Consider the following 16,707-nt stretch of genomic DNA (forward strand, 5'->3'; position numbering starts at 1 on the left):
ATCCCGCCCCTCCCCCTCCTCTCCCCCCCTCCTCCCGCCGAAGCCCACGCCGGGCGCCGAAACCCACCAGCGCGTTCGTCGCCGGAGGTGGGCTTCGACGGGAACGGTGGGTCTCGGCGCCCGGCTCTCGTCAGGGTCGGATGCCGAAGGCAGCGAGTCTCGCACCGAGGAGCTCCTCGCTGCGGATGTGCTCCGAACCCCACCGCACGATCCGCCACCCTGTGACACCGCGAACCTCGTCCTCTCGACGCTTCTCGGCGAGGACGACATCATCGATGCTCTTGTCGCCGCGCATCTCGGGCGACAGGTACTTTCCGAGACCGTCGAATTCGCCGAACGCATGCGCGTGCGGAAAACCGAAGTCCAGCCAGTAGTCGCGGCCGTCGGATGCCGTGACGTGCGACTGCAGCTCGACCCCACGGAAGCCGAGTCTGTGCAACAAGAGTCGACTGACGCTCTCGCCCGGCAGCTGCGCCCGACCGTCGGCGAACGCCACCACTCGACGCGCCTGACGGATGCCGCGATTCGACGACCGGCTCATCCTGAGGTCGAGGGTCTCGCGCCACCTCGCAGCGACGACCTCGTCCTGCTGATGACCGGTCACCGCGACACGGCGCAACGCAGCATCCGCACACGCCAACGCCGCCTCCGGACGCAAGGTCCTCGCGAGGTCGATGACGGTGCGTTCGAGTGAGGTGCAGGCGATCCCGTTGATCTCCGTCAGATCGTGGTCGTCGAGCGACAGGTTGTGTCGCGCGACCCCGGACCGGCGTCTGCTGTGGCTCGTCGCGGCTGTGAGGGTGTGCACAGCAGACGGCGTCGTACGGTACAACGGCAGGCCGTGGAGCACCGCGGCCGATTCGAGGCAGAAGGGCGGCGCCGCGTACGTGGCCTCGCGCCGCAGCGCCATGACCGCGAGCAGATGGCGTCCCTCTCCCCAGAGGCCGCCCCAGGCCTCCGCGCGGACGTACCACCCGCGACGCACGCGGACCAGCACTCCGGTGTGAATCGCCTCTGCGATCTCGCGCTCTGTCATTCCGCGCTCGATGAGATCTACCCGACTGAGCAGCATCTCGTCGGCGGCAGGGATATCGAGTTCGCGTGGCATCCCGACATCCTGACGAGCCGGACGTGGCCAGGGGTCTCGCACAGCGCTTTGTGCACAGATCACTCGACATGGTCGTTCCGTGGAGAACGAGTGAGCACCATCGCCCCGTCCTCCGAAACCCATCCGCCCCGCCGAAACCCACCGCGCGCGACGTAGCTTCGGGTGGGTCTCGACGCGAGTGGTGGGTCTCGACGCGCGCGGGATGCCGCGGGGCGGCGTGGGAGGGCGGGAGCGTCGGCGCGCGGGGTTAGGGTCGAGGAGTGACCCCGGAACTCCAAGCGCGCATCGTGGCGGACTCCCGCGACCGTGTCGCGTGGATGCGCGCGAGGTCACGCGGCATCACGGCCACCGACGTCGCCGGCCTCACGAGCGAGAAGTCGATCGCGCGCGCAGCGGACTCCAAACTCGGCGGCGGTCCACGGTTCGGCGGCAACGCCTACACCGACCACGGGCGTCGTCGTGAGCCCGAGATCGCGGCCTGGGTCGCCGCCACGCACGGCATCATGCCCTCGTCGGCGCTGTTCCGGGCCGAGGTCGAGCACCGTCACCTCGCCACTCCCGACGGCATCGCCGTGGATGCGGGCGGGCGCGTGCAGCTGGCCGAGATCAAGACCACCAACAAGGCGTTCCGCGGCATCCCTCGCACCTACCTGCGTCAGGTCTGGTGGCAGCAGCATGTGCTCGGTGCGGAGCGCACGCTCTTCGTGTGGGAGGAGCACGTCGACTTCGCCCCCGTCCACGACGAGCCGCGCTGCGTGTGGATCGACCGCGACGAGCGGGAGATCGCGAAGCTCGTCGGCTTGGCGACGGACCTGATCGACGAGCTCTACCGTCGCACCACGGGTCAGCAGATCCCCGCCCGGATGCCGTCGGCCGCGACCAGCCGTCGGGAGCACCTGCGCGAGCGCGACGCCTTCCGCGCCCTCGCCCTCGCGGACTGATCCGACCCCGCACCGCACGGGCGACCCCGCCGCGCCGACCGGCGTCCCTCAGGTGCAGCTCGCGCCGATGCCGAGCGCTCCGACGGCGAGCTGCCGGGATGCACCGGCCGAGATCCACGACGTCCCCACGAGCAGGTTGTTGACGGTCATGGTCGTGGTGCTGCCGAGCAGGTTGGCGAGCAGGCTCACCAGAAGCCCCTGTGAGAGCACGGCGGTGTGCGTGTAGAGGCCTCCGGTCGGTCCGGTCGTCGTGATGTTGGAGGCGGGGACCACGGCGGTGGTCGTGCCCTGGACGAGCGTGAGGCGGACGCCGTTCGCGGGATACGGCGAGGTCCACACGAGCGTCACGCTCTGGAAGATCCCGAGCCCGTTGACCGTCGCCGTGCATCCGGTGATGGTCGGCACGGGCACCGTGAACGCCGTGAAGGTTCCCGAGGACGTGAACTCGACGTCGGTGAACCGTGCCTCCGTCGAGCGCGCCGAGCCGAGGAGTCCGACCCCCGCGAACAGCGTCAGCCCGAGGATGCCGGCGAGCAGCCTCCGGCCGATCGGCGCCGATCGCGTTCGACGCCCGCTCACGGTTCGACCTTCCGGCGCGACGAACGATCCCGCGGTCTCACCGCGAGGAGCCCCGCGCCGATCACGGCGAGCGCCGCCCCGGCGCCGATCGCCCACGGGGTCACGGCGCCGCCCGTCGCGGGCAGCAGTCCGTCGGAACCGGCGACGACGCTCTCGCCCACGCCTCGGGCATGGACCCGGATGTCGGTGACGGTGTCCTCGTCGTCCGTGTCGGCGGGGTCGAGCGCGACCCAGAGCCGCAGGTGCGCGGTCTCGTCCGACGCGAACTCCGCGAGCGCGATCTCGGCGCCGTCGCGGGGGATGCTCCACGACGACTCGAGCGTGGTCGCGCCGCCGGGGCATCCGCTCGCCCCCCACGGCTGCATGCACAGCTCCGCGTCCACCAGTACAGGCGCGTCGCCCGTCGCGCTCACCGCGAGCGTGACCTGCCCCGGGTCGGGGGCGTCCGCGCTGACCGCGACGTCCCACTGCACGGGCTCGCCGGGGAGCAGGCTCGACGCCGCGGCCCAGTCGGCGACCGACACGAGACGCAGCACCTGCCCTTGGATCACCTCGGTCGTCGGAGCCGCCCACGCCGGCGACGTGCCGGTCGACACGGCGACGGCGGCGACGGCGCAGACCACGAGCAGGCGGGAGGCTCTCATGTCACACCGGCCTCCCGACGACGCGGCGAGCGCGGCCAGAACGCCCACACGACGAGGGTGGTCGCCGCGGCGGTGAGTCCGCCGAGCACGAGGGGGTTCCCCATCCCGGCGATGACCGTCGCGATGCCCGGTACCGAGAACAGCACGATCCGCACGGTCGTCACGGAGTACGGGAAGGGGTCGTCGGACGCGTTCGCGTCGCCTCGCATCGTGATCACTCGCTGCTCCGGCGCGTCCCCGTCGGCGATCGACGTGATGCGGTGGGTGATCGGCAGCTCGCCCTCTCGGTCCACCGTGACGACGTCGCCGATCCGCACGTCGGAGGCGGGGACACGCTGCACGACCGCGACGGACCCCGCCGGGATCGTCGGGGACATCGAGCCGGTGGAGAACATGATGAGCGTGATCTGCGCCGTGACGGCGAGGATCACGAGCACGATGCACACGACCCCGCCGAGCGCCGCGACCCACAGGAGCGCGTCGCCGAGCATCCGTCCGATGCCCCGTCGACGCGCGGTCGGCGGGAGGGTCGCCATGGCGGGGGCGCCCTCCGCGTCCGCGCGCTCCTTGAGGCTGCGTCGCGTCATCGGCGTGCTCATCGCGTGCTCCTCTCCGGTCCCGTCGCCGCTACGACGACGTCCCTTGGATCTGCCAGGTCTGCGTCATGGTGAGGCCCTGCGCGCCGTTGGCCGCCGTGGTGGGGAGCGTGACCGCGACGCAGTAGTTGAGCTGGTTCCCGCCGTTCGCCGTGACCGCCTGCGGGACGGTCGTGGTGGGGGCCCCGCTCACCGTGAGGGCCGAGCCGTCCGACACCACGACGCTCGTCGCCGCAGAGGCCGCGGCGTAGGTCGCGGCGGTGCACGACAGGCTCGGCGTCGCGGCGGTGGGGACCAGCCGGACTCCGTACGTCAGATACGGGGCGAGCCCGGTGCCGCCCGGGGTGCCCGCGGTCAACTGCAGGGTCCCCGCGGCGGACGGGTTGGCGGTCTTGACGCTGAACAGCGCATACGTCGTCGTCCCCGGCACCATCGCGGTGGGGGCGACGGCGAAGCTCAGCGTCGCGGCGGCACCGGCCGTGGCATGGCTCGAGAAGGTCGCGCCGTCCGTCGCGCCGACGATGTCGAAGCGTCCGGCGGTGAACGTCGCCGTGGCGTACTCGGAGTCGTTCCATGCGGCCAGGGTCATCGCGGCGCCCACGCCGAGCACGAGTCCTCCCGCGAGGAGGGCCCGGATTCGGCGGGAGCGGAGCCGCTTCGCCTCCCGCATGGCTCTGCGGGTCTGCATCTCGGACTCAGGTCGTCGACGTCGCCGTGAACTTCCAGGTCGCGGTCGTGGCCAGACCCTGCTTGAGCGCTGTGCCCGCGGTGACCTTGAAGCACAGCTGCACCGCGGTGCCGGCGGTCGTGGCGTTCGCGCCCTTGGTGAGGGTCATCGGCGTCACGCCCGTCTGCACGTCGAGGGTCGCCCCGGTCGCGACGGGCGTGCCCGTGGCGGATGCCGCGTTGCAGGTGGCGCCGGGAGCCAGTTGATAGACCTGGTACGACAGGTTGCCGGAGTTCGATGTCGCGGCGGGGTCGGCGGTCGTGCCGTTGGCCGAGAGGTTCGCCCCGGTCGTCGTGCCGGCCGCGAGGCGCACCCAGAAGCCGGCGTAGACGGCATCCCCGGGGGACATGTTGCCGACGAGCCCCGCCGGCAGCGTGAACGCGAGCGTCGCGGCCGTCCCTCCGGTGTCGACGTTGTGGTCGCTGTAGCTGGCGTTGACGTCGCCCGCCACGGATCCCTGCAGATTGAACGAGCCGGAGGTGAACGTCCCCTGCGCGAACTCGGAGTCGTTCCATGCCGCGAGGGTCACGGCGACCCCCACTCCCAGGACCAGCCCGCCGGCGAGGACCGCCAGAGTCTTCCGCTTCCGATCTTTCGTAACCATGCTGCAACCCCCTCAGGATGCGTTGTCGGTCGCACGGGCGCATCAGGTCTGCGACCCCTGTGGGTGCGCTCCCATGCGTTCCGGCCATCCTCGCGGAAGCGCTCCCATGCCACAAGGGGGTGCGGACATATCCATTGAACGATCCTTCAACTCACACCTGCATCCCGCGGGGGTCGCGCATCAACTAGTTGACGAAGATCAACCACAGGTCTATGGTTGACGAAGTTCAACTATCCTCGCGTGCGCCAGAGACGTCGCAGCATCCCTCCCTGCGAATCACGAAAGGCTCCGCATGACCACGGACTCCCCGACCCGGATGACGCACCGCCAGGTACTGGAGGCCCTCACCGGCCTCCTGCTCGGCATGTTCGTCTCGATGATCGCGACGACCGTCGTGTCGACGTCGATGCCCGTCATCGTGCACGACCTCGGCGGTGACCAGGCCGCATACACCTGGGTCATCACCTCGACGCTCCTCACCACGGCCATCTCGACCCCGATCTGGGGCAAGCTCGCCGACCTCTTCAACCGCAAGCTGCTCATTCAGCTCGCGATCGTCATCTTCGTCGGCGCCACCGCCGCCGCGGGTTTCGCACAGGACACGAACACCCTCATCCTGTTCCGGGCGATCCAGGGCCTCGGCGGCGGCGGCCTCGCGGCCCTCAGCCAGGTCATCATGGCCGACATCATCAGCCCCCGCGAGCGCGGCCGGTACATGGGCCTGTTCGGCGCCGTCATGGCCGTCGCGACGGTCGGCGGACCGCTGCTCGGCGGCTGGGTGACCGACACGATCAACTGGCGCTGGAACTTCTTCGTCGCCCTCCCCTTCGCCATCGCCGCGCTGATCATCCTGCAGAAGACCCTGCACATCAGCACCGAGCGCACGCGCAAGGCGTCGATCGACTACCTCGGCATCGTGCTGCTGTCCTCCGCCGTGTCGCTCCTGCTCATCTGGGTCACCAACGCCGGCTCGACGTTCGACTGGTGGAGCACCGAGACCGCGCTCATGGTCGGCGGCGCGATCCTCGCGACGATCGCCTTCATCATCGTCGAGCTCAAGGTGCGCGAGCCGCTCATCCCGCTCTCGCTGTTCCGCGGCCGCACGTTCACGCTGTCGGTCGTCGCCTCGATCTCGATCGGCGTGGCGATGTTCGGCACCTCGGTGTACCTCGCGCAGTACATGCAGCTCTCCCGCGGCGCCTCGCCGACCGAGGCCGGCCTCATGACGCTGCCGATGATGGCCGGGCTCCTCATCGCCTCGATGGTCGTGGGCCAGCTCGTCACGCGCTTCGGCAAGTGGAAGGGCTACCTGATCCTCGGGTCGGTGCTGCTCATCGCCGGCTCGACGCTCCTGTCGACCCTGCACTACGACACGAACTTCGTGCTCGTCTCGATCTACATGTTCCTCACCGGCGCGGGCGTCGGCATGACCATGCAGAACCTCGTGCTCATCGTGCAGAACGTCGCGAAGCCCGCCGAGATGGGCGTCGCGAGCTCGGGCGTCACGTTCTTCCGCAGCCTCGGCGGCACGGTCGGCGTCTCGGTCATGGGCGCCGTGCTCGCGAACTCGCTGACCGGCCTCTTCACCGACGGCAAGGAGCGCATCGGCGCGGCGATCGCGCAGTTGGGCGACAAGGGCGCGGAGGTCGCGGCCCAGCTGTCGAGCGGCACGCTTCCCGAGGTGCGCCTGCTCCCCGAGCCCGTGCGGTCGATCATCGAGGACTTCTACGCCCAGGCGATCTCGCACGCGTTCCTCATCGGCATCCCGCTCGCGATCATCAGCCTGATCGCGATCCTGTTCCTGCCGAACAAGCCGCTCACGCGCATGACCACGAGCGAGCGCGCCGAAGCGGATGCCGCGAAGCACGCCGACCCCGTCACGGATGCCGCGGACGTGGCGGTCTCCGACGCCGAGGCCCTCTCCGGGGCACCGCGCACGGGCACGGTCACCGTGGTGCGCCCGGGCTCCGGCGATGCCGATGGACGCTGAGATCAGCGCCTCTGCCGAAGGGGCGCGGACGGTCGCGGTCCGCGCCCTCGAGGCGGAGTTCAGCGAGCTCATCACGCACTTCCGCCGGCTCATCATCGACAACGCGAACCGTGTGAGCCCCGGCATGCTCCCCGGCGCCTACAAGACGTTCACGACGATCGCCCGGTGCGGCAGCGTCACCTCGTCGATGCTCGCGGAGCGGATGCTGGTCGACAAAGGCCAGCTGAGCCGCATGGTGCGCGAGCTCGAGGACCTCGGCCTCATCCATCGCTCCCCCGACCCGAACGACGGCCGCTCCTCGCTGCTGAGCCTCACGCCGCACGGCGAGGCCAAGCTGATCGAGGCCCGCGAACCGCAGGAGGGGATGCTGATGCGCAACCTCGCGGACTGGAGCGTCGACGACATCGACAGCCTCACCCGGCTGCTGCACGCGCTGAGCTCGGGTGCGACCCCCGGCCGCGAGGACTAAGCCGTCAGCACCCGCCGCGCCTCGTCTGCGACCTCGGCCGCGATCGTGTCGAGCAGCTCGGAGCGCAGGTTCCACTGCTGCCAGTACAGCGCCACCCGCAGCGGCGGACCGCCCAGATCCACGAGGTCTCCCTCGTCCTGCAGCCGGGGCACCATCCCCCAGCCGAGGCCGAGCCGCACCGCGAGCGCGTAGTCGTGGGAGGCGGGGACGTAGTGCCGCGGCACGCCCTGCGCCGCGACTCCGCGCGTGGAGAGCCACTCGTGCTGCAGCGTGTCGCGGCGGTCGAAGTCCACGAACGGGGCGAGGCCGAGCGTCTCGGGCGTCACGCCGTCTCCGAACCACCGCTCGGCGAACCCCGCCTGCGCCATCGCGCGATACTCCAGCACGCCGAGCGGCGACACCGAGCATCCCGCCACAGGTTCAGCCTCGCTCGTCACGGCCGCCATGACCGTGCCGGATTCGAGCAGCCGTGCCGTGAAGTTCTGGTCGTCGCGGTGCAGGTCGACATCGATGCCGTGCGCCGCGGACAGGCGCGCGAGCGGGGCGAGGAACCAGGTGGCCATCGAGTCGGCGTTGACCGCGAGCGGGATGCGGGGACGCGGCGTCGCACCGTCGAGGCCCAGGCCGCCCAGGGCGTCGTGCTCCAGCAGAGCGATCTGGCGTGCGAGACGGACGACGGCCTCCCCCGCCTCGGTGAGCTGCGCGGGCCTGCTGCGGACGACGAGCACCCGGCCGAGCTGCTGCTCCAACGCCTTGAGTCGCTGGCTCACCGCGGAGGGCGTGATGCGGAGGACGCGGGATGCCGCATCGAGCGTGCCCTCGTCGGCCACCGCCGCGACGGTGGCGGCGAGTTCGGGATCGATCTTCACATAAGCGATGCTAATGGTTCGTGAGGAATCCTCGCTGGCGCTCATGGTCACGGATGCCTAGCGTGGTGGCATGCTCTCGGTCTTCTCGGGTCTCGGACTCGGCCTCTCCCTCATCGTCGCCATCGGCGCGCAGAACGTGTTCGTACTGCGCCAGGGGATCCGCCGCGAGCACGTCCTCCCCGTCGTGATCATCTGCGCACTCTCCGACGCCCTGCTCATCGTCGCGGGCGTCGCGGGCCTCGGTTTCGTGATCTCCTCCGCCCCCTGGCTCGTGGTCGTCGCGCGCTGGGCAGGAGCCCTGTTCCTGCTGACCTACGGCATCCTCGCGGCCCGGCGTGCGTGGCGCGGTGGCGAGGAGCTGCGCGTGGACGCGGCCGACGAGCAGCCTGCCGACGGCGCGTCGAACGGTGGAGTCGCGACCGCGACGCGCACGCGCCTGACCCCCGTGGTCCTCACGGTCTTGGCCCTCACCTGGCTCAACCCGCACGTCTACCTCGACACCGTACTCATGCTCGGCTCGATCGCGGCGACCCACGGCGAGGAGCGCTGGCTGTTCGCCGCCGGGGCGATCGCCGCCAGCATCCTGTGGTTCACGGCCCTCGGCTTCGGCGCCCGCTACGTCGGACGCTGGCTGCGCACCGAGCGCTCCTGGCGCATCCTCGACGGGATGATCGCGGTGGTGATGATCGCCCTCGCGATCAGTCTCGTGCTGCCCATCCTGTCCTGACACCCGCGGAGGCCCCGTCGGTCACCCTGCACCTGCATGCCGAAACCACGGATGCATGCCGGGACCGGCGACTCCGGCATGCATCCGTCGTTCCCACCTGCATCCGGGCGGGACGCGGCTCTCAGTCGCCGTCGAGCGGGCGCAGGATGCGGGTGAGGAAGCGCTGCGTGCGCTCCTGGCGCGGCGCTCCGAAGATCTCCGAGGGCGGGCCCTCCTCGACGACCACGCCGCCGTCGAGGAACAGCACCCGGTCGGCGGCCTCGCGCGCGAAGCTCAGCTCGTGCGTCACGACGACCATGCTCCAGCCCTCGTCCGCGAGCTCCTTGATCACGAGCAGCACCTCGCCCACGAGCTCGGGGTCGAGCGCACTGGTCGGCTCGTCGAACAGGAGCAGGTCGGGGCGCAGCGCGAGAGCGCGCACGATGCCGACACGCTGCTGCTGGCCCCCGGAGAGCTCGTGCGGCCGGGCGCCCTCCTTGTCGGCGAGGCCGACCCGGGCGAGCAGGGTTCGCGCCTCGGCGACGACCTCGGCCTTCGGCCGCTTCTGCACGCGCCAGGGCCCCTCGATGACGTTCTCGAGCACGGTGAGGTGCGGGAACAGGTTGTTCTGCTGGAACACCATCGCCGAGCGGTCGCGCAGCGCGTAGCGCTTCTGCTTCTGCTCCCGGGCACTCCCCCGGCCCGACGACGCGAAGTCGACCTCCGGACCGCCCGCGACCTCGAGCGTGCCGGCGTCCGGCGTCTCGAGTCCGTTGAGCGAGCGCAGCACCGTGGTCTTGCCCGAACCGCTGGGACCGATCAGCACCACGACCTCGCCCCGATGCAGCGTGACGTCGATGCCGCGCAGCACCTCGTTGTCGCCGAAGCTCTTGTGCAGGCCGCGGGCGGTGAGCAGCGCCTCTCCCGTGGCGCGAGGGTCAGTGCGCGACATGGCGGTCGAGCCTCCTCTCGAGAGCGCTCTGCCCGAACGACAGCACGAGGCAGAACACCCAGTACACGAGCGCCGCGGCGAGGTAAACGGTCATGAACTGCAGCGTGGCCGCCGCGATCTGCTGCGACACCTTGAACAGCTCGGTCACGAGGATGAGCGAGGCCAGCGAGGTGTCCTTCACGAGCGAGATGAACGTGTTCGACAGCGGCGGCACCGACACCCGAGCGGCCTGCGGCAGGATGATGCGCGTCAGCGTGTGCGTACGGTTCATGCCGACCGTGTACGCCGCCTCCCACTGCCCCTTCGGCACGGACAGGATCGCGGCGCGCACCACCTCGGCCGCGTAGCCGCCGACGTTGAGCGACAGCGCGATGATGGCACTCGGCCACGGGTCGAGCTTGAGTCCGATCGACGGCAGGCCGTAGAAGATCACGAACAGCTGCACGAGCATCGGCGTGCCGCGGATCACCGAGATGTAGAACCGCGCCACGTTCGACACGATCGGATTGACGGAGATGCGCATGAGCGCGACCCCGATCGCGAGCACGAGACCCAGCGCGAACGACACGAGCGCGAGCGGCACGGTCGCCGTCAGGCCCGCCAGGGCGATCGGCCCGAGGGAGTCGAGGAACAGCTGCCAGGGAGTCTCCATGGGTTACTGGGTGACGTCCTCGCCGAAGTACTTGTCGCTGATCTCGGCGAGCGTGCCCTCGGCGCGCAGCTCCTCGAGAGCCTTGTCGATGGCCTCGACGAGCGTCGTCTTGTCCTTCGTGAACACGAACGCCTGCTCGCCGGCCTCATCCGTCTCGGCGGCGATCTTGAGCCCGGAGTCCTTGTTCGTGGTCTCGTAGTCGAGGAACGTGAGCTTGTCGTTCACGGTCGCGTCCACGCGGCCCTGACGCAGCAGCTCGACGGCCTGCGCCCAGCCCTCGACGCCCTCGACCTTCGCGCCCGACTCGGTGGCGAGGTCGTACCAGTTGCTCGTGAGCGACTGCGCGGTCGTCTTGCCCTCCAGGTCGGCGAAGGACGAGATGGAGTCGTCGTCCTGGTTGACCACGATGACGCCCGGCGAGACCGTGTACGGCGTGCTGAACAGGTACTTCTCCTCGCGCTCGTCGTTGATGCTGACCTGGTTCGCGATCACGTCGAAGCGGCCGGCATCCAGCCCCGCGAAGATCGCGTCCCACTGAGTCTCCTGGAACTCGACCTTCAGGTCCAGCTTGTCGGCGACGGCCTGGATGATCTCGACGTCGAACCCGGTGAGCGGGCCCGTGCCGTTGTCCTCGTGGAAGCTGAAGGGGCGGTAGGTGCCCTCGGTCGCGACCGTCAGGGTACCGCCGGTCACGAGGCCGTAATCGTCGCCGGCCCCCTGCGAGGAGCTGGTCTCGGCGGGCGCGGTGCTTCCGCTGCAGGCCGTGAGAGCGGCGGCGCCGAGGACGAGTGCGGTGACGGCGATGAGGCGACGGGACATGGGGTTACCCTCCTGGGGTGCGGTGAGCGCGGGTGCTGTGGTGCGCGGGTCTCCTCACCCTACGCGCGTCGCGCCTCGGCATCGCATTCGGATGACGTCGCATGTCGCGCTCCAGACGGCGAGGGAGTTGCGCGGGAACGAGAAAGGCCCCCGCGCGATGCGGGGGCCTCTCCACGGATCATGCTCAGATGGCGTTGACGTCCAGCGGGATGCCGGGGCCGAACGTGGTCGACACGGCGCCCTTCTGGATGTAACGGCCCTTCGAGCTCGACGGCTTCAGACGGACGATCTCCTCGAGAGCGGCCTTGATGTTCTCGTCGAGCTGATCGGCCGAGAACGACGCCTTGCCGACGACGAAGTGCACGTTGGCGTGCTTGTCGACGCGGAACTCGATCTTTCCGCCCTTGATGTCCTCGACGGCCTTGGCCGTGTTCGGGGTCACCGTGCCGGTCTTCGGGTTCGGCATGAGTCCACGCGGACCCAGCACCTTGCCGAGACGACCGACCTGGCCCATGAGCTCCGGGGTGGAGACGGCCGCGTCGAACGCGGTCCAGCCGCCGGCGACCTTCTCGATGAGCTCGGCGCCGCCGACCTCATCGGCGCCTGCGGCGATCGCAGCCTCGGCCGCGGGGCCGGTGGCGAACACGATGACGCGGGCGGTCTTGCCGGTGCCGTGCGGGAGGATGACGGTGCCGCGCACCATCTGGTCCGCCTTGCGCGGGTCGACGGAGAGCTTCAGCGCGACCTCGACGGTGGCGTCGAACTTCGCGGAGCCGGTCTCCTTCGCGAGGCTGACGGCCTCGGTCGGGGTGTAGAAACGGTCTGCCTCGATCTTCTCGGCGGCAGCCTTGTAAGCCTTGGACTTGGTAGCCATGATTATTCTCCTCAGCCCTCGACCGTGATGCCCATGGAACGGGCGGTGCCGGCGATGATCTTCGAGGCGGCCTCGATGTCGTTCGCGTTCAGGTCGGCCTGCTTCTGCTCGGCGATCTGACGGACCTGGTCCTTGGTGATCTTCGCGACCTTGACGGTGTGCGGGGTCGACGAGCCCTTGGGCACGCCGGCGGCCTTCTTGATGAGCTCCGCAGCCGGCGGGGTCTTCAGGATGAACGTGAAGCTGCGGTCCTCGTAGACGGTGATCTCCACGGGGATGACGTTGCCGCGCTGCGACTCGGTCGCGGCGTTGTACGCCTTGCAGAACTCCATGATGTTGACGCCATGCTGACCGAGCGCGGGGCCGATCGGCGGCGCCGGGTTGGCTGCACCGGCGTTGATCTGAAGCTTGATCAGGCCGGTCACCTTCTTCTTCGGTGCCATTCTCTTTCCTTTCGTCGAATCGGATGCCGGAGCATCCGTTTCTCCCACGGGTCCGGCATCTCCGGACCGTGGTCGTCTGCACGCGCGCGAAAGCGGCACACAAACCACAACAGTCTACCCGACGCGACGATGGATGGAAAACGCTCGGGAACGGATGCTCCCCGCGACGTTTTCCATCTCTCATCCGGCCGGGAACGCGAGAACGGCCGCCCCGGGTGGGACGGCCGTTCTCGTGACGGGTGTGTCAGATCATCTTGGTGACCTGGTCGAACGACAGCTCGACCGGGGTCTCGCGCTCGAACAGGGATACGAGCACCGTGAGCTTGCCGCTCTCGGGCTTGATCTCGCTGATCGAACCGGGAAGACCCGCGAACGAGCCCTCCTTGATCGTGATGGTCTCGCCGATCTCGAAGTCGACCTCGGCGGGCAGCGGACGCGCGACGGCGACGCCGCCCTTGGCCGCGATGTTCTTGGCGGTCGGGACGTCCTTGACCTCGACGAGCGACTTCAGCATGTTGAAGGCCTCTTCGAAGCGCAGCGGCGTCGGGTTGTGGGCGTTGCCCACGAAGCCGGTGACGCCGGGCGTGTGACGGACGACCGACCAGGTGTCCTCGGTGAGCTCCATGCGCACCAGCACGTAGCCGGGGATGCGCACGCGCGTGACCATCTTGCGCTGGCCGTTCTTGATCTCGACGACGTCCTCCATCGGGACCTCGATCTGGTAGATCTCGTCCTCGACCTCCAGCGTCGACTTGCGCTGCTCGATGTTCGCCTTGACCTTGCGCTCGAAGCCCGCGTACGAGTGGATGACGTACCACTTGCCGGGGAGCATCCGGAGGTCCATGCGGAACGCCTCGTACGGGTCCTCCTCGGACTCGTCGGCGTCGTCGTCCGCGTCGGCGGCGGGACGGTCGTCCTCGCCGTTCACGTCGGGGCCGTCGTACGGCGTGACCTCGTCGGCCGCCTCGGCTTCCTGCTCTGCGGCGTCTTCCGCCACAGCGTCGTTGAGGACCTCGGCGGCGGCCTCGGACTCCGCCGCTTCGTCCAGGTTGAGGGCGTCGTTCACGATCGCGTCAGCCTCCGGGTCGTCGATGTCGATGTCGGTGTCGTCTTCCGTGCCGGTGTCCTCGTCGCCGCCCTCGTCCTCCACGTGGAGGGCGACGTGCTCGGCGGACGTGACGGAGCGCTCCTCGGCGGCGAGGACGTTGCCCTCCTGGGCCTCGTCCTCCTCGCTGGACTGCTCTGCGGCGGTCGCCCAGTCGGCGTCGTCGGAATATCGTTCAGACACGTTGCTTCTTTCCAATCACTGCAGCCAGGGCCGCAGGGCATCACGCGTCCGGAACCCCGAACACGATGTGCGTCAGCCACGCGAACAGAGTGTCGAGCCCGTAGACGATGCCCATGACGATGAGGACGAAGACGAGCACGACCGCAGTGAACTTGAACAGTTCCTTGCGGGTCGGGGTGACGACCTTGCGCAGCTCTGCGATGACCTGGCGGAAGAACAGGGCGATGCCCCCGAAGAACCGGGAGAAGGCGTTGCCGCTCTTCTCGCGGGTGGCGCCGGCCGCGACGACCTCGCCGCGCGGTTCGTCCTGATCCATCCTGAATGTACCTTTCGTGTGCCAGCGTTGCACTGACGCGCAGGGCGGACAGGAATCGAACCTGCAACCTGCGGTTTTGGAGACCGCTGCTCTGCCAATTGAGCTACCGCCCTAGAGACCTGGAGGTCTCGGGGTGTCGCCTCCATCCTGCCACCGCTTGCGGGTCCGGAGATCCGGGGCACGGCGAAAGAATGCAGACAACAACTGCTGATCCAGCATACGGCATCCGTCGCGCCCTGCCGAACCGACGACGGCATCGGCGCTGTTGCTAGGCTCGGCGGGCGGAGCAACAGAGGGGGATGCCGGTGAGCGCTGACGTGCAGCAGTTCCAGGTGGATCTGCGCGGGGTCGTCGATCTGCTCAGCCGGCACATCTACTCCAGTCCGCGCGTCTACCTCCGCGAGCTCCTGCAGAATGCGCGCGATGCGATCACCGCCCGCCGGGAGCACGACGGCCAGGGCGGGAGCATCCGCATCATTCCCCTGTCGGACGCGACCGGCGAGTTCGTGCTGCGCGACGACGGGATCGGCCTCACCTCCGCCGAGGTCGCCGATCTGCTCGCGACCGTCGGGCGCAGCTCCAAGCGCGACATCTTCGACCTGCCGCGCAGCGACTATCTCGGCCAGTTCGGCATCGGGCTGCTCAGCTGCTTCATGGTCGCCGACACGATCGTCATCCGCTCCCGCAGCGCCCGGGGCGGCTCGGCTGTCGAGTGGACGGGCAGCGCCGACGGAACGTTCCGCGTGACCGAGATCGACGACGATCTGCCGATCGGCACGAGCGTGCACCTCGTGCCGCGCTTCGACGCCGACGAGCTGCTGCGCCCGGCGGCGGTGCGCGAACTCGCCACGACCTTCGCGGAGTTCCTCCCGGTCCGGGTCACCCTCGACGCTCCGGGCGGAGACGTCGACATCACGCGCGCCGCGCCCTTCCTCTCGCCCGGCGACGACGTCGAGGCCGCCGTGCAGTACGGACGCGATCTGCTCGGCGCCGGTCCGCTCGACGTGATCGAGCTGAGCGAGCCCGCCACCGGCACGCGAGGCCTCGCCTATGTGCTGCCGTTCGCCCCACCGCCCGGCGCTCGCCAGGCCACCCGCATGTACCTCGGACGGATGCTGCTGGGCGAACGCGTCGACGACGTGCTCCCGGACTGGGCGTTCTTCGTGCGCGCCGTGATCGACTCCACGGGCCTCTCCCCGACGGCGAGCCGAGAGTCCCTCGTGGAGGACGCGTCCCTCGAGCGGGTGCGCGAGCAGCTCGGCGCCGGCATCCGTCGCTGGGTGCTCGAACTGGGCCTGCGGGAGCCGCACCGACTCGCGCAGTTCGTCGCGATCCACGAGGTCGGTCTGAAGTCGCTCGTGCGCCACGACGAAGAGCTCGCCCGCTTCATCACCCGCTGGCTCACCCTCGAGACCACTCACGGCACGATGCGGATCGGCGACCTCGTCGAGCGCTACCCGCACGTGCGCTTCGCGCAGACCGTCGACGAGTTCCGACAGGTCGCCGGCATCTCCCCGGCATCCGAGGTGCTCGTGAACGGCGGCTACCTGTACGACTCCGAACTCGTGCGGATGCTGCCCGACCTGTACCCGCAGGTCACGGTCGAGCTCGTCGACGTGACCGGAGAGCTCGACCGCCTCGACCCTCCGCCGCTCGACGACCGCGACGCGGCGGTCGCGCTCGAGGCCCGCGCGGGCGCCGTGCTCGCGGCATCCGGGAGCGCGGTGACCGTGCGGTCGATCGACCAGCCGGAGCTCGCAGCGCTGTACGTGGCGGACCCCGAGGTGCTGCGCCGCATCGATCGCGGACGTACGAAGGGCATCACGGGGTCGCTGTGGGGCGGTGTGCTCGACCGCATCGACGCGACGGTCTCGGCCTCCCGCGACGACGATCTCAGCGCCCGCCTGTGCCTCAACTGGTCGAACCGCGTCGTGCGGGCGCTCGTGCGCGTGCAGGACGACGCGGTGTTCGCCCGCACGGTGCAGCTGCTGTACATCCAGGCGCTCCTCGCGGGGCACCACCCGCTGTCCGACGCCGACCGTGCGCTCATGACCTCCGCGCTCACCGACCTCGTCTCGCTCTCCGCCGGCATCGAGGGGGACGCGATCCCCTTCGGCGACGCCGTCTGAC

The 16,707-nt window shown here is 69.6% G+C and carries 19 protein-coding genes and 1 tRNA gene; 5 read left to right on the forward strand and 15 right to left on the reverse strand.

The genetic code is table 11. The features are described 5' to 3' along the window. Window positions 1–130: 130 nt before the first annotated feature. The gene (locus ACIPY8_RS12490; RefSeq protein ID WP_400818594.1) at window positions 131–1,108 is read right to left on the reverse strand and encodes a hypothetical protein; all 978 of its coding nucleotides are present in this window, start codon (window positions 1,106–1,108) and stop codon (window positions 131–133) included. Between the two features lie 260 nt (window positions 1,109–1,368). On the opposite strand from ACIPY8_RS12490, the gene ACIPY8_RS12495 reads away from it, so the two are divergent. Then, window positions 1,369–2,049 (forward strand): YqaJ viral recombinase family protein, encoded by a 681-nt coding sequence (locus ACIPY8_RS12495; RefSeq protein ID WP_400818597.1) that lies wholly within the window; start codon window positions 1,369–1,371, stop codon window positions 2,047–2,049. A gap of 48 nt (window positions 2,050–2,097) precedes the next feature. On the opposite strand, the gene ACIPY8_RS12500 is transcribed toward ACIPY8_RS12495, so the two are convergent. Genes ACIPY8_RS12500 through ACIPY8_RS12520 form a run of 5 tightly spaced genes read right to left on the reverse strand, consistent with a single transcriptional unit; the run spans window position 2,098 to window position 5,199 of the window. Further along, the gene (locus ACIPY8_RS12500; RefSeq protein ID WP_400818600.1) at window positions 2,098–2,628 is read right to left on the reverse strand and encodes a hypothetical protein; all 531 of its coding nucleotides are present in this window, start codon (window positions 2,626–2,628) and stop codon (window positions 2,098–2,100) included. Next, window positions 2,625–3,272: an LPXTG cell wall anchor domain-containing protein gene (locus tag ACIPY8_RS12505; protein ID WP_400818603.1), complete on the reverse strand. Its 648-nt coding sequence runs from the start codon at window positions 3,270–3,272 to the stop codon at window positions 2,625–2,627. The genes ACIPY8_RS12500 and ACIPY8_RS12505 overlap by 4 nt, the downstream gene beginning before the upstream one ends. Continuing rightward, window positions 3,269–3,871, reverse strand: coding sequence for a signal peptidase I (locus tag ACIPY8_RS12510; RefSeq protein ID WP_400818605.1), 603 nt, complete (start codon window positions 3,869–3,871; stop codon window positions 3,269–3,271). Before ACIPY8_RS12510 ends, ACIPY8_RS12505 begins: the two co-directional genes overlap by 4 nt. A 28-nt stretch (window positions 3,872–3,899) precedes the next feature. Beyond that, window positions 3,900–4,556, reverse strand: a complete 657-nt coding sequence (locus ACIPY8_RS12515; RefSeq protein ID WP_400818606.1) for a SipW-dependent-type signal peptide-containing protein — start codon at window positions 4,554–4,556, stop codon at window positions 3,900–3,902. Window positions 4,557–4,563: 7 nt separating this feature from the next. Continuing rightward, window positions 4,564–5,199 carry a SipW-dependent-type signal peptide-containing protein gene (locus ACIPY8_RS12520; protein ID WP_400818608.1) on the reverse strand — a complete coding sequence of 212 codons (636 nt, stop codon included), beginning with the start codon at window positions 5,197–5,199 and terminating at the stop codon, window positions 4,564–4,566. Window positions 5,200–5,491: 292 nt separating this feature from the next. On the opposite strand from ACIPY8_RS12520, the gene ACIPY8_RS12525 reads away from it, so the two are divergent. Both ACIPY8_RS12525 and ACIPY8_RS12530 read left to right on the forward strand, forming a co-directional pair. Then, the gene (locus ACIPY8_RS12525) at window positions 5,492–7,189 is read left to right on the forward strand and encodes an MDR family MFS transporter (protein ID WP_400818611.1); all 1,698 of its coding nucleotides are present in this window, start codon (window positions 5,492–5,494) and stop codon (window positions 7,187–7,189) included. Further along, window positions 7,179–7,658, forward strand: a complete 480-nt coding sequence (locus tag ACIPY8_RS12530) for a MarR family winged helix-turn-helix transcriptional regulator (RefSeq protein ID WP_400818613.1) — start codon at window positions 7,179–7,181, stop codon at window positions 7,656–7,658. The genes ACIPY8_RS12525 and ACIPY8_RS12530 overlap by 11 nt, the downstream gene beginning before the upstream one ends. Here the strand turns inward: ACIPY8_RS12530 and ACIPY8_RS12535 are convergent. Next, on the reverse strand, window positions 7,655–8,527 hold the full coding sequence (locus ACIPY8_RS12535; protein ID WP_400818616.1) for a LysR family transcriptional regulator ArgP: 873 nt from the start codon (window positions 8,525–8,527) through the stop codon (window positions 7,655–7,657). The two genes, ACIPY8_RS12530 and ACIPY8_RS12535, sit on opposite strands and share 4 nt — an antisense overlap. A gap of 70 nt (window positions 8,528–8,597) precedes the next feature. On the opposite strand from ACIPY8_RS12535, the gene ACIPY8_RS12540 reads away from it, so the two are divergent. Then, a complete protein-coding gene (locus ACIPY8_RS12540) occupies window positions 8,598–9,254 on the forward strand; it encodes a LysE/ArgO family amino acid transporter (RefSeq protein WP_400818619.1) in 657 nt (218 codons plus the stop codon). A gap of 121 nt (window positions 9,255–9,375) precedes the next feature. Here ACIPY8_RS12540 and ACIPY8_RS12545 read toward each other — a convergent pair whose 3' ends face one another. The 8 genes from ACIPY8_RS12545 to ACIPY8_RS12580 form a co-directional block, all read right to left on the reverse strand. After that, entirely contained in the window at window positions 9,376–10,185 is an 810-nt protein-coding gene (locus ACIPY8_RS12545) for an amino acid ABC transporter ATP-binding protein (protein ID WP_400818622.1), read from the reverse strand. After that, a complete protein-coding gene (locus ACIPY8_RS12550) occupies window positions 10,172–10,837 on the reverse strand; it encodes an amino acid ABC transporter permease (protein WP_400818625.1) in 666 nt (221 codons plus the stop codon). The genes ACIPY8_RS12545 and ACIPY8_RS12550 overlap by 14 nt, the downstream gene beginning before the upstream one ends. Window positions 10,838–10,840: 3 nt before the next feature. Next, window positions 10,841–11,656 (reverse strand): amino acid ABC transporter substrate-binding protein, encoded by an 816-nt coding sequence (locus ACIPY8_RS12555; protein WP_400818628.1) that lies wholly within the window; start codon window positions 11,654–11,656, stop codon window positions 10,841–10,843. 184 nt (window positions 11,657–11,840) lie between these two features. Then, the gene (gene rplA / locus ACIPY8_RS12560) at window positions 11,841–12,530 is read right to left on the reverse strand and encodes a 50S ribosomal protein L1 (protein ID WP_400818630.1); all 690 of its coding nucleotides are present in this window, start codon (window positions 12,528–12,530) and stop codon (window positions 11,841–11,843) included. Window positions 12,531–12,541: 11 nt separating this feature from the next. Continuing rightward, window positions 12,542–12,973, reverse strand: a complete 432-nt coding sequence (gene rplK / locus ACIPY8_RS12565) for a 50S ribosomal protein L11 (protein ID WP_050722550.1) — start codon at window positions 12,971–12,973, stop codon at window positions 12,542–12,544. Window positions 12,974–13,217: 244 nt separating this feature from the next. After that, entirely contained in the window at window positions 13,218–14,261 is a 1,044-nt protein-coding gene (gene nusG / locus ACIPY8_RS12570) for a transcription termination/antitermination protein NusG (RefSeq protein WP_400818634.1), read from the reverse strand. 40 nt (window positions 14,262–14,301) lie between these two features. Further along, on the reverse strand, window positions 14,302–14,577 hold the full coding sequence (gene secE / locus ACIPY8_RS12575) for a preprotein translocase subunit SecE (RefSeq protein WP_251586948.1): 276 nt from the start codon (window positions 14,575–14,577) through the stop codon (window positions 14,302–14,304). Between the two features lie 40 nt (window positions 14,578–14,617). Beyond that, window positions 14,618–14,690: transfer RNA gene (locus ACIPY8_RS12580), tRNA-Trp, on the reverse strand. A 186-nt stretch (window positions 14,691–14,876) separates the two neighbouring features. On the opposite strand from ACIPY8_RS12580, the gene ACIPY8_RS12585 reads away from it, so the two are divergent. Then, a complete protein-coding gene (locus ACIPY8_RS12585; RefSeq protein ID WP_400818636.1) occupies window positions 14,877–16,706 on the forward strand; it encodes an HSP90 family protein in 1,830 nt (609 codons plus the stop codon). The last annotated feature ends 1 nt before the right edge of the window (window position 16,707 follow it).

The organism is Microbacterium sp. NPDC089696 (genome assembly GCF_044749125.1).
GTDB lineage: Bacteria > Actinomycetota > Actinomycetes > Actinomycetales > Microbacteriaceae > Microbacterium.

Excerpts from the sequence above, each read along its gene's own strand:
- ACIPY8_RS12585 (WP_400818636.1), top strand. The coding sequence starts at position 14,877 with ATGCCGGTGAGCGCTGACGTGCAGCAGTTCCAGGTGGATCTGCGCGGG.
- ACIPY8_RS12520 (WP_400818608.1), bottom strand. The coding sequence starts at position 5,199 with ATGGTTACGAAAGATCGGAAGCGGAAGACTCTGGCGGTCCTCGCCGGC.
- rplA (WP_400818630.1), bottom strand. The coding sequence starts at position 12,530 with ATGGCTACCAAGTCCAAGGCTTACAAGGCTGCCGCCGAGAAGATCGAG.
- ACIPY8_RS12530 (WP_400818613.1), top strand. The coding sequence starts at position 7,179 with ATGGACGCTGAGATCAGCGCCTCTGCCGAAGGGGCGCGGACGGTCGCG.
- ACIPY8_RS12510 (WP_400818605.1), bottom strand. The coding sequence starts at position 3,871 with ATGAGCACGCCGATGACGCGACGCAGCCTCAAGGAGCGCGCGGACGCG.
- ACIPY8_RS12515 (WP_400818606.1), bottom strand. The coding sequence starts at position 4,556 with ATGCAGACCCGCAGAGCCATGCGGGAGGCGAAGCGGCTCCGCTCCCGC.
- ACIPY8_RS12550 (WP_400818625.1), bottom strand. The coding sequence starts at position 10,837 with ATGGAGACTCCCTGGCAGCTGTTCCTCGACTCCCTCGGGCCGATCGCC.
- ACIPY8_RS12555 (WP_400818628.1), bottom strand. The coding sequence starts at position 11,656 with ATGTCCCGTCGCCTCATCGCCGTCACCGCACTCGTCCTCGGCGCCGCC.
- secE (WP_251586948.1), bottom strand. The coding sequence starts at position 14,577 with ATGGATCAGGACGAACCGCGCGGCGAGGTCGTCGCGGCCGGCGCCACC.
- ACIPY8_RS12545 (WP_400818622.1), bottom strand. The coding sequence starts at position 10,185 with ATGTCGCGCACTGACCCTCGCGCCACGGGAGAGGCGCTGCTCACCGCC.
- ACIPY8_RS12490 (WP_400818594.1), bottom strand. The coding sequence starts at position 1,108 with ATGCCACGCGAACTCGATATCCCTGCCGCCGACGAGATGCTGCTCAGT.
- ACIPY8_RS12540 (WP_400818619.1), top strand. The coding sequence starts at position 8,598 with ATGCTCTCGGTCTTCTCGGGTCTCGGACTCGGCCTCTCCCTCATCGTC.
- ACIPY8_RS12525 (WP_400818611.1), top strand. The coding sequence starts at position 5,492 with ATGACCACGGACTCCCCGACCCGGATGACGCACCGCCAGGTACTGGAG.
- rplK (WP_050722550.1), bottom strand. The coding sequence starts at position 12,973 with ATGGCACCGAAGAAGAAGGTGACCGGCCTGATCAAGCTTCAGATCAAC.
- ACIPY8_RS12505 (WP_400818603.1), bottom strand. The coding sequence starts at position 3,272 with ATGAGAGCCTCCCGCCTGCTCGTGGTCTGCGCCGTCGCCGCCGTCGCC.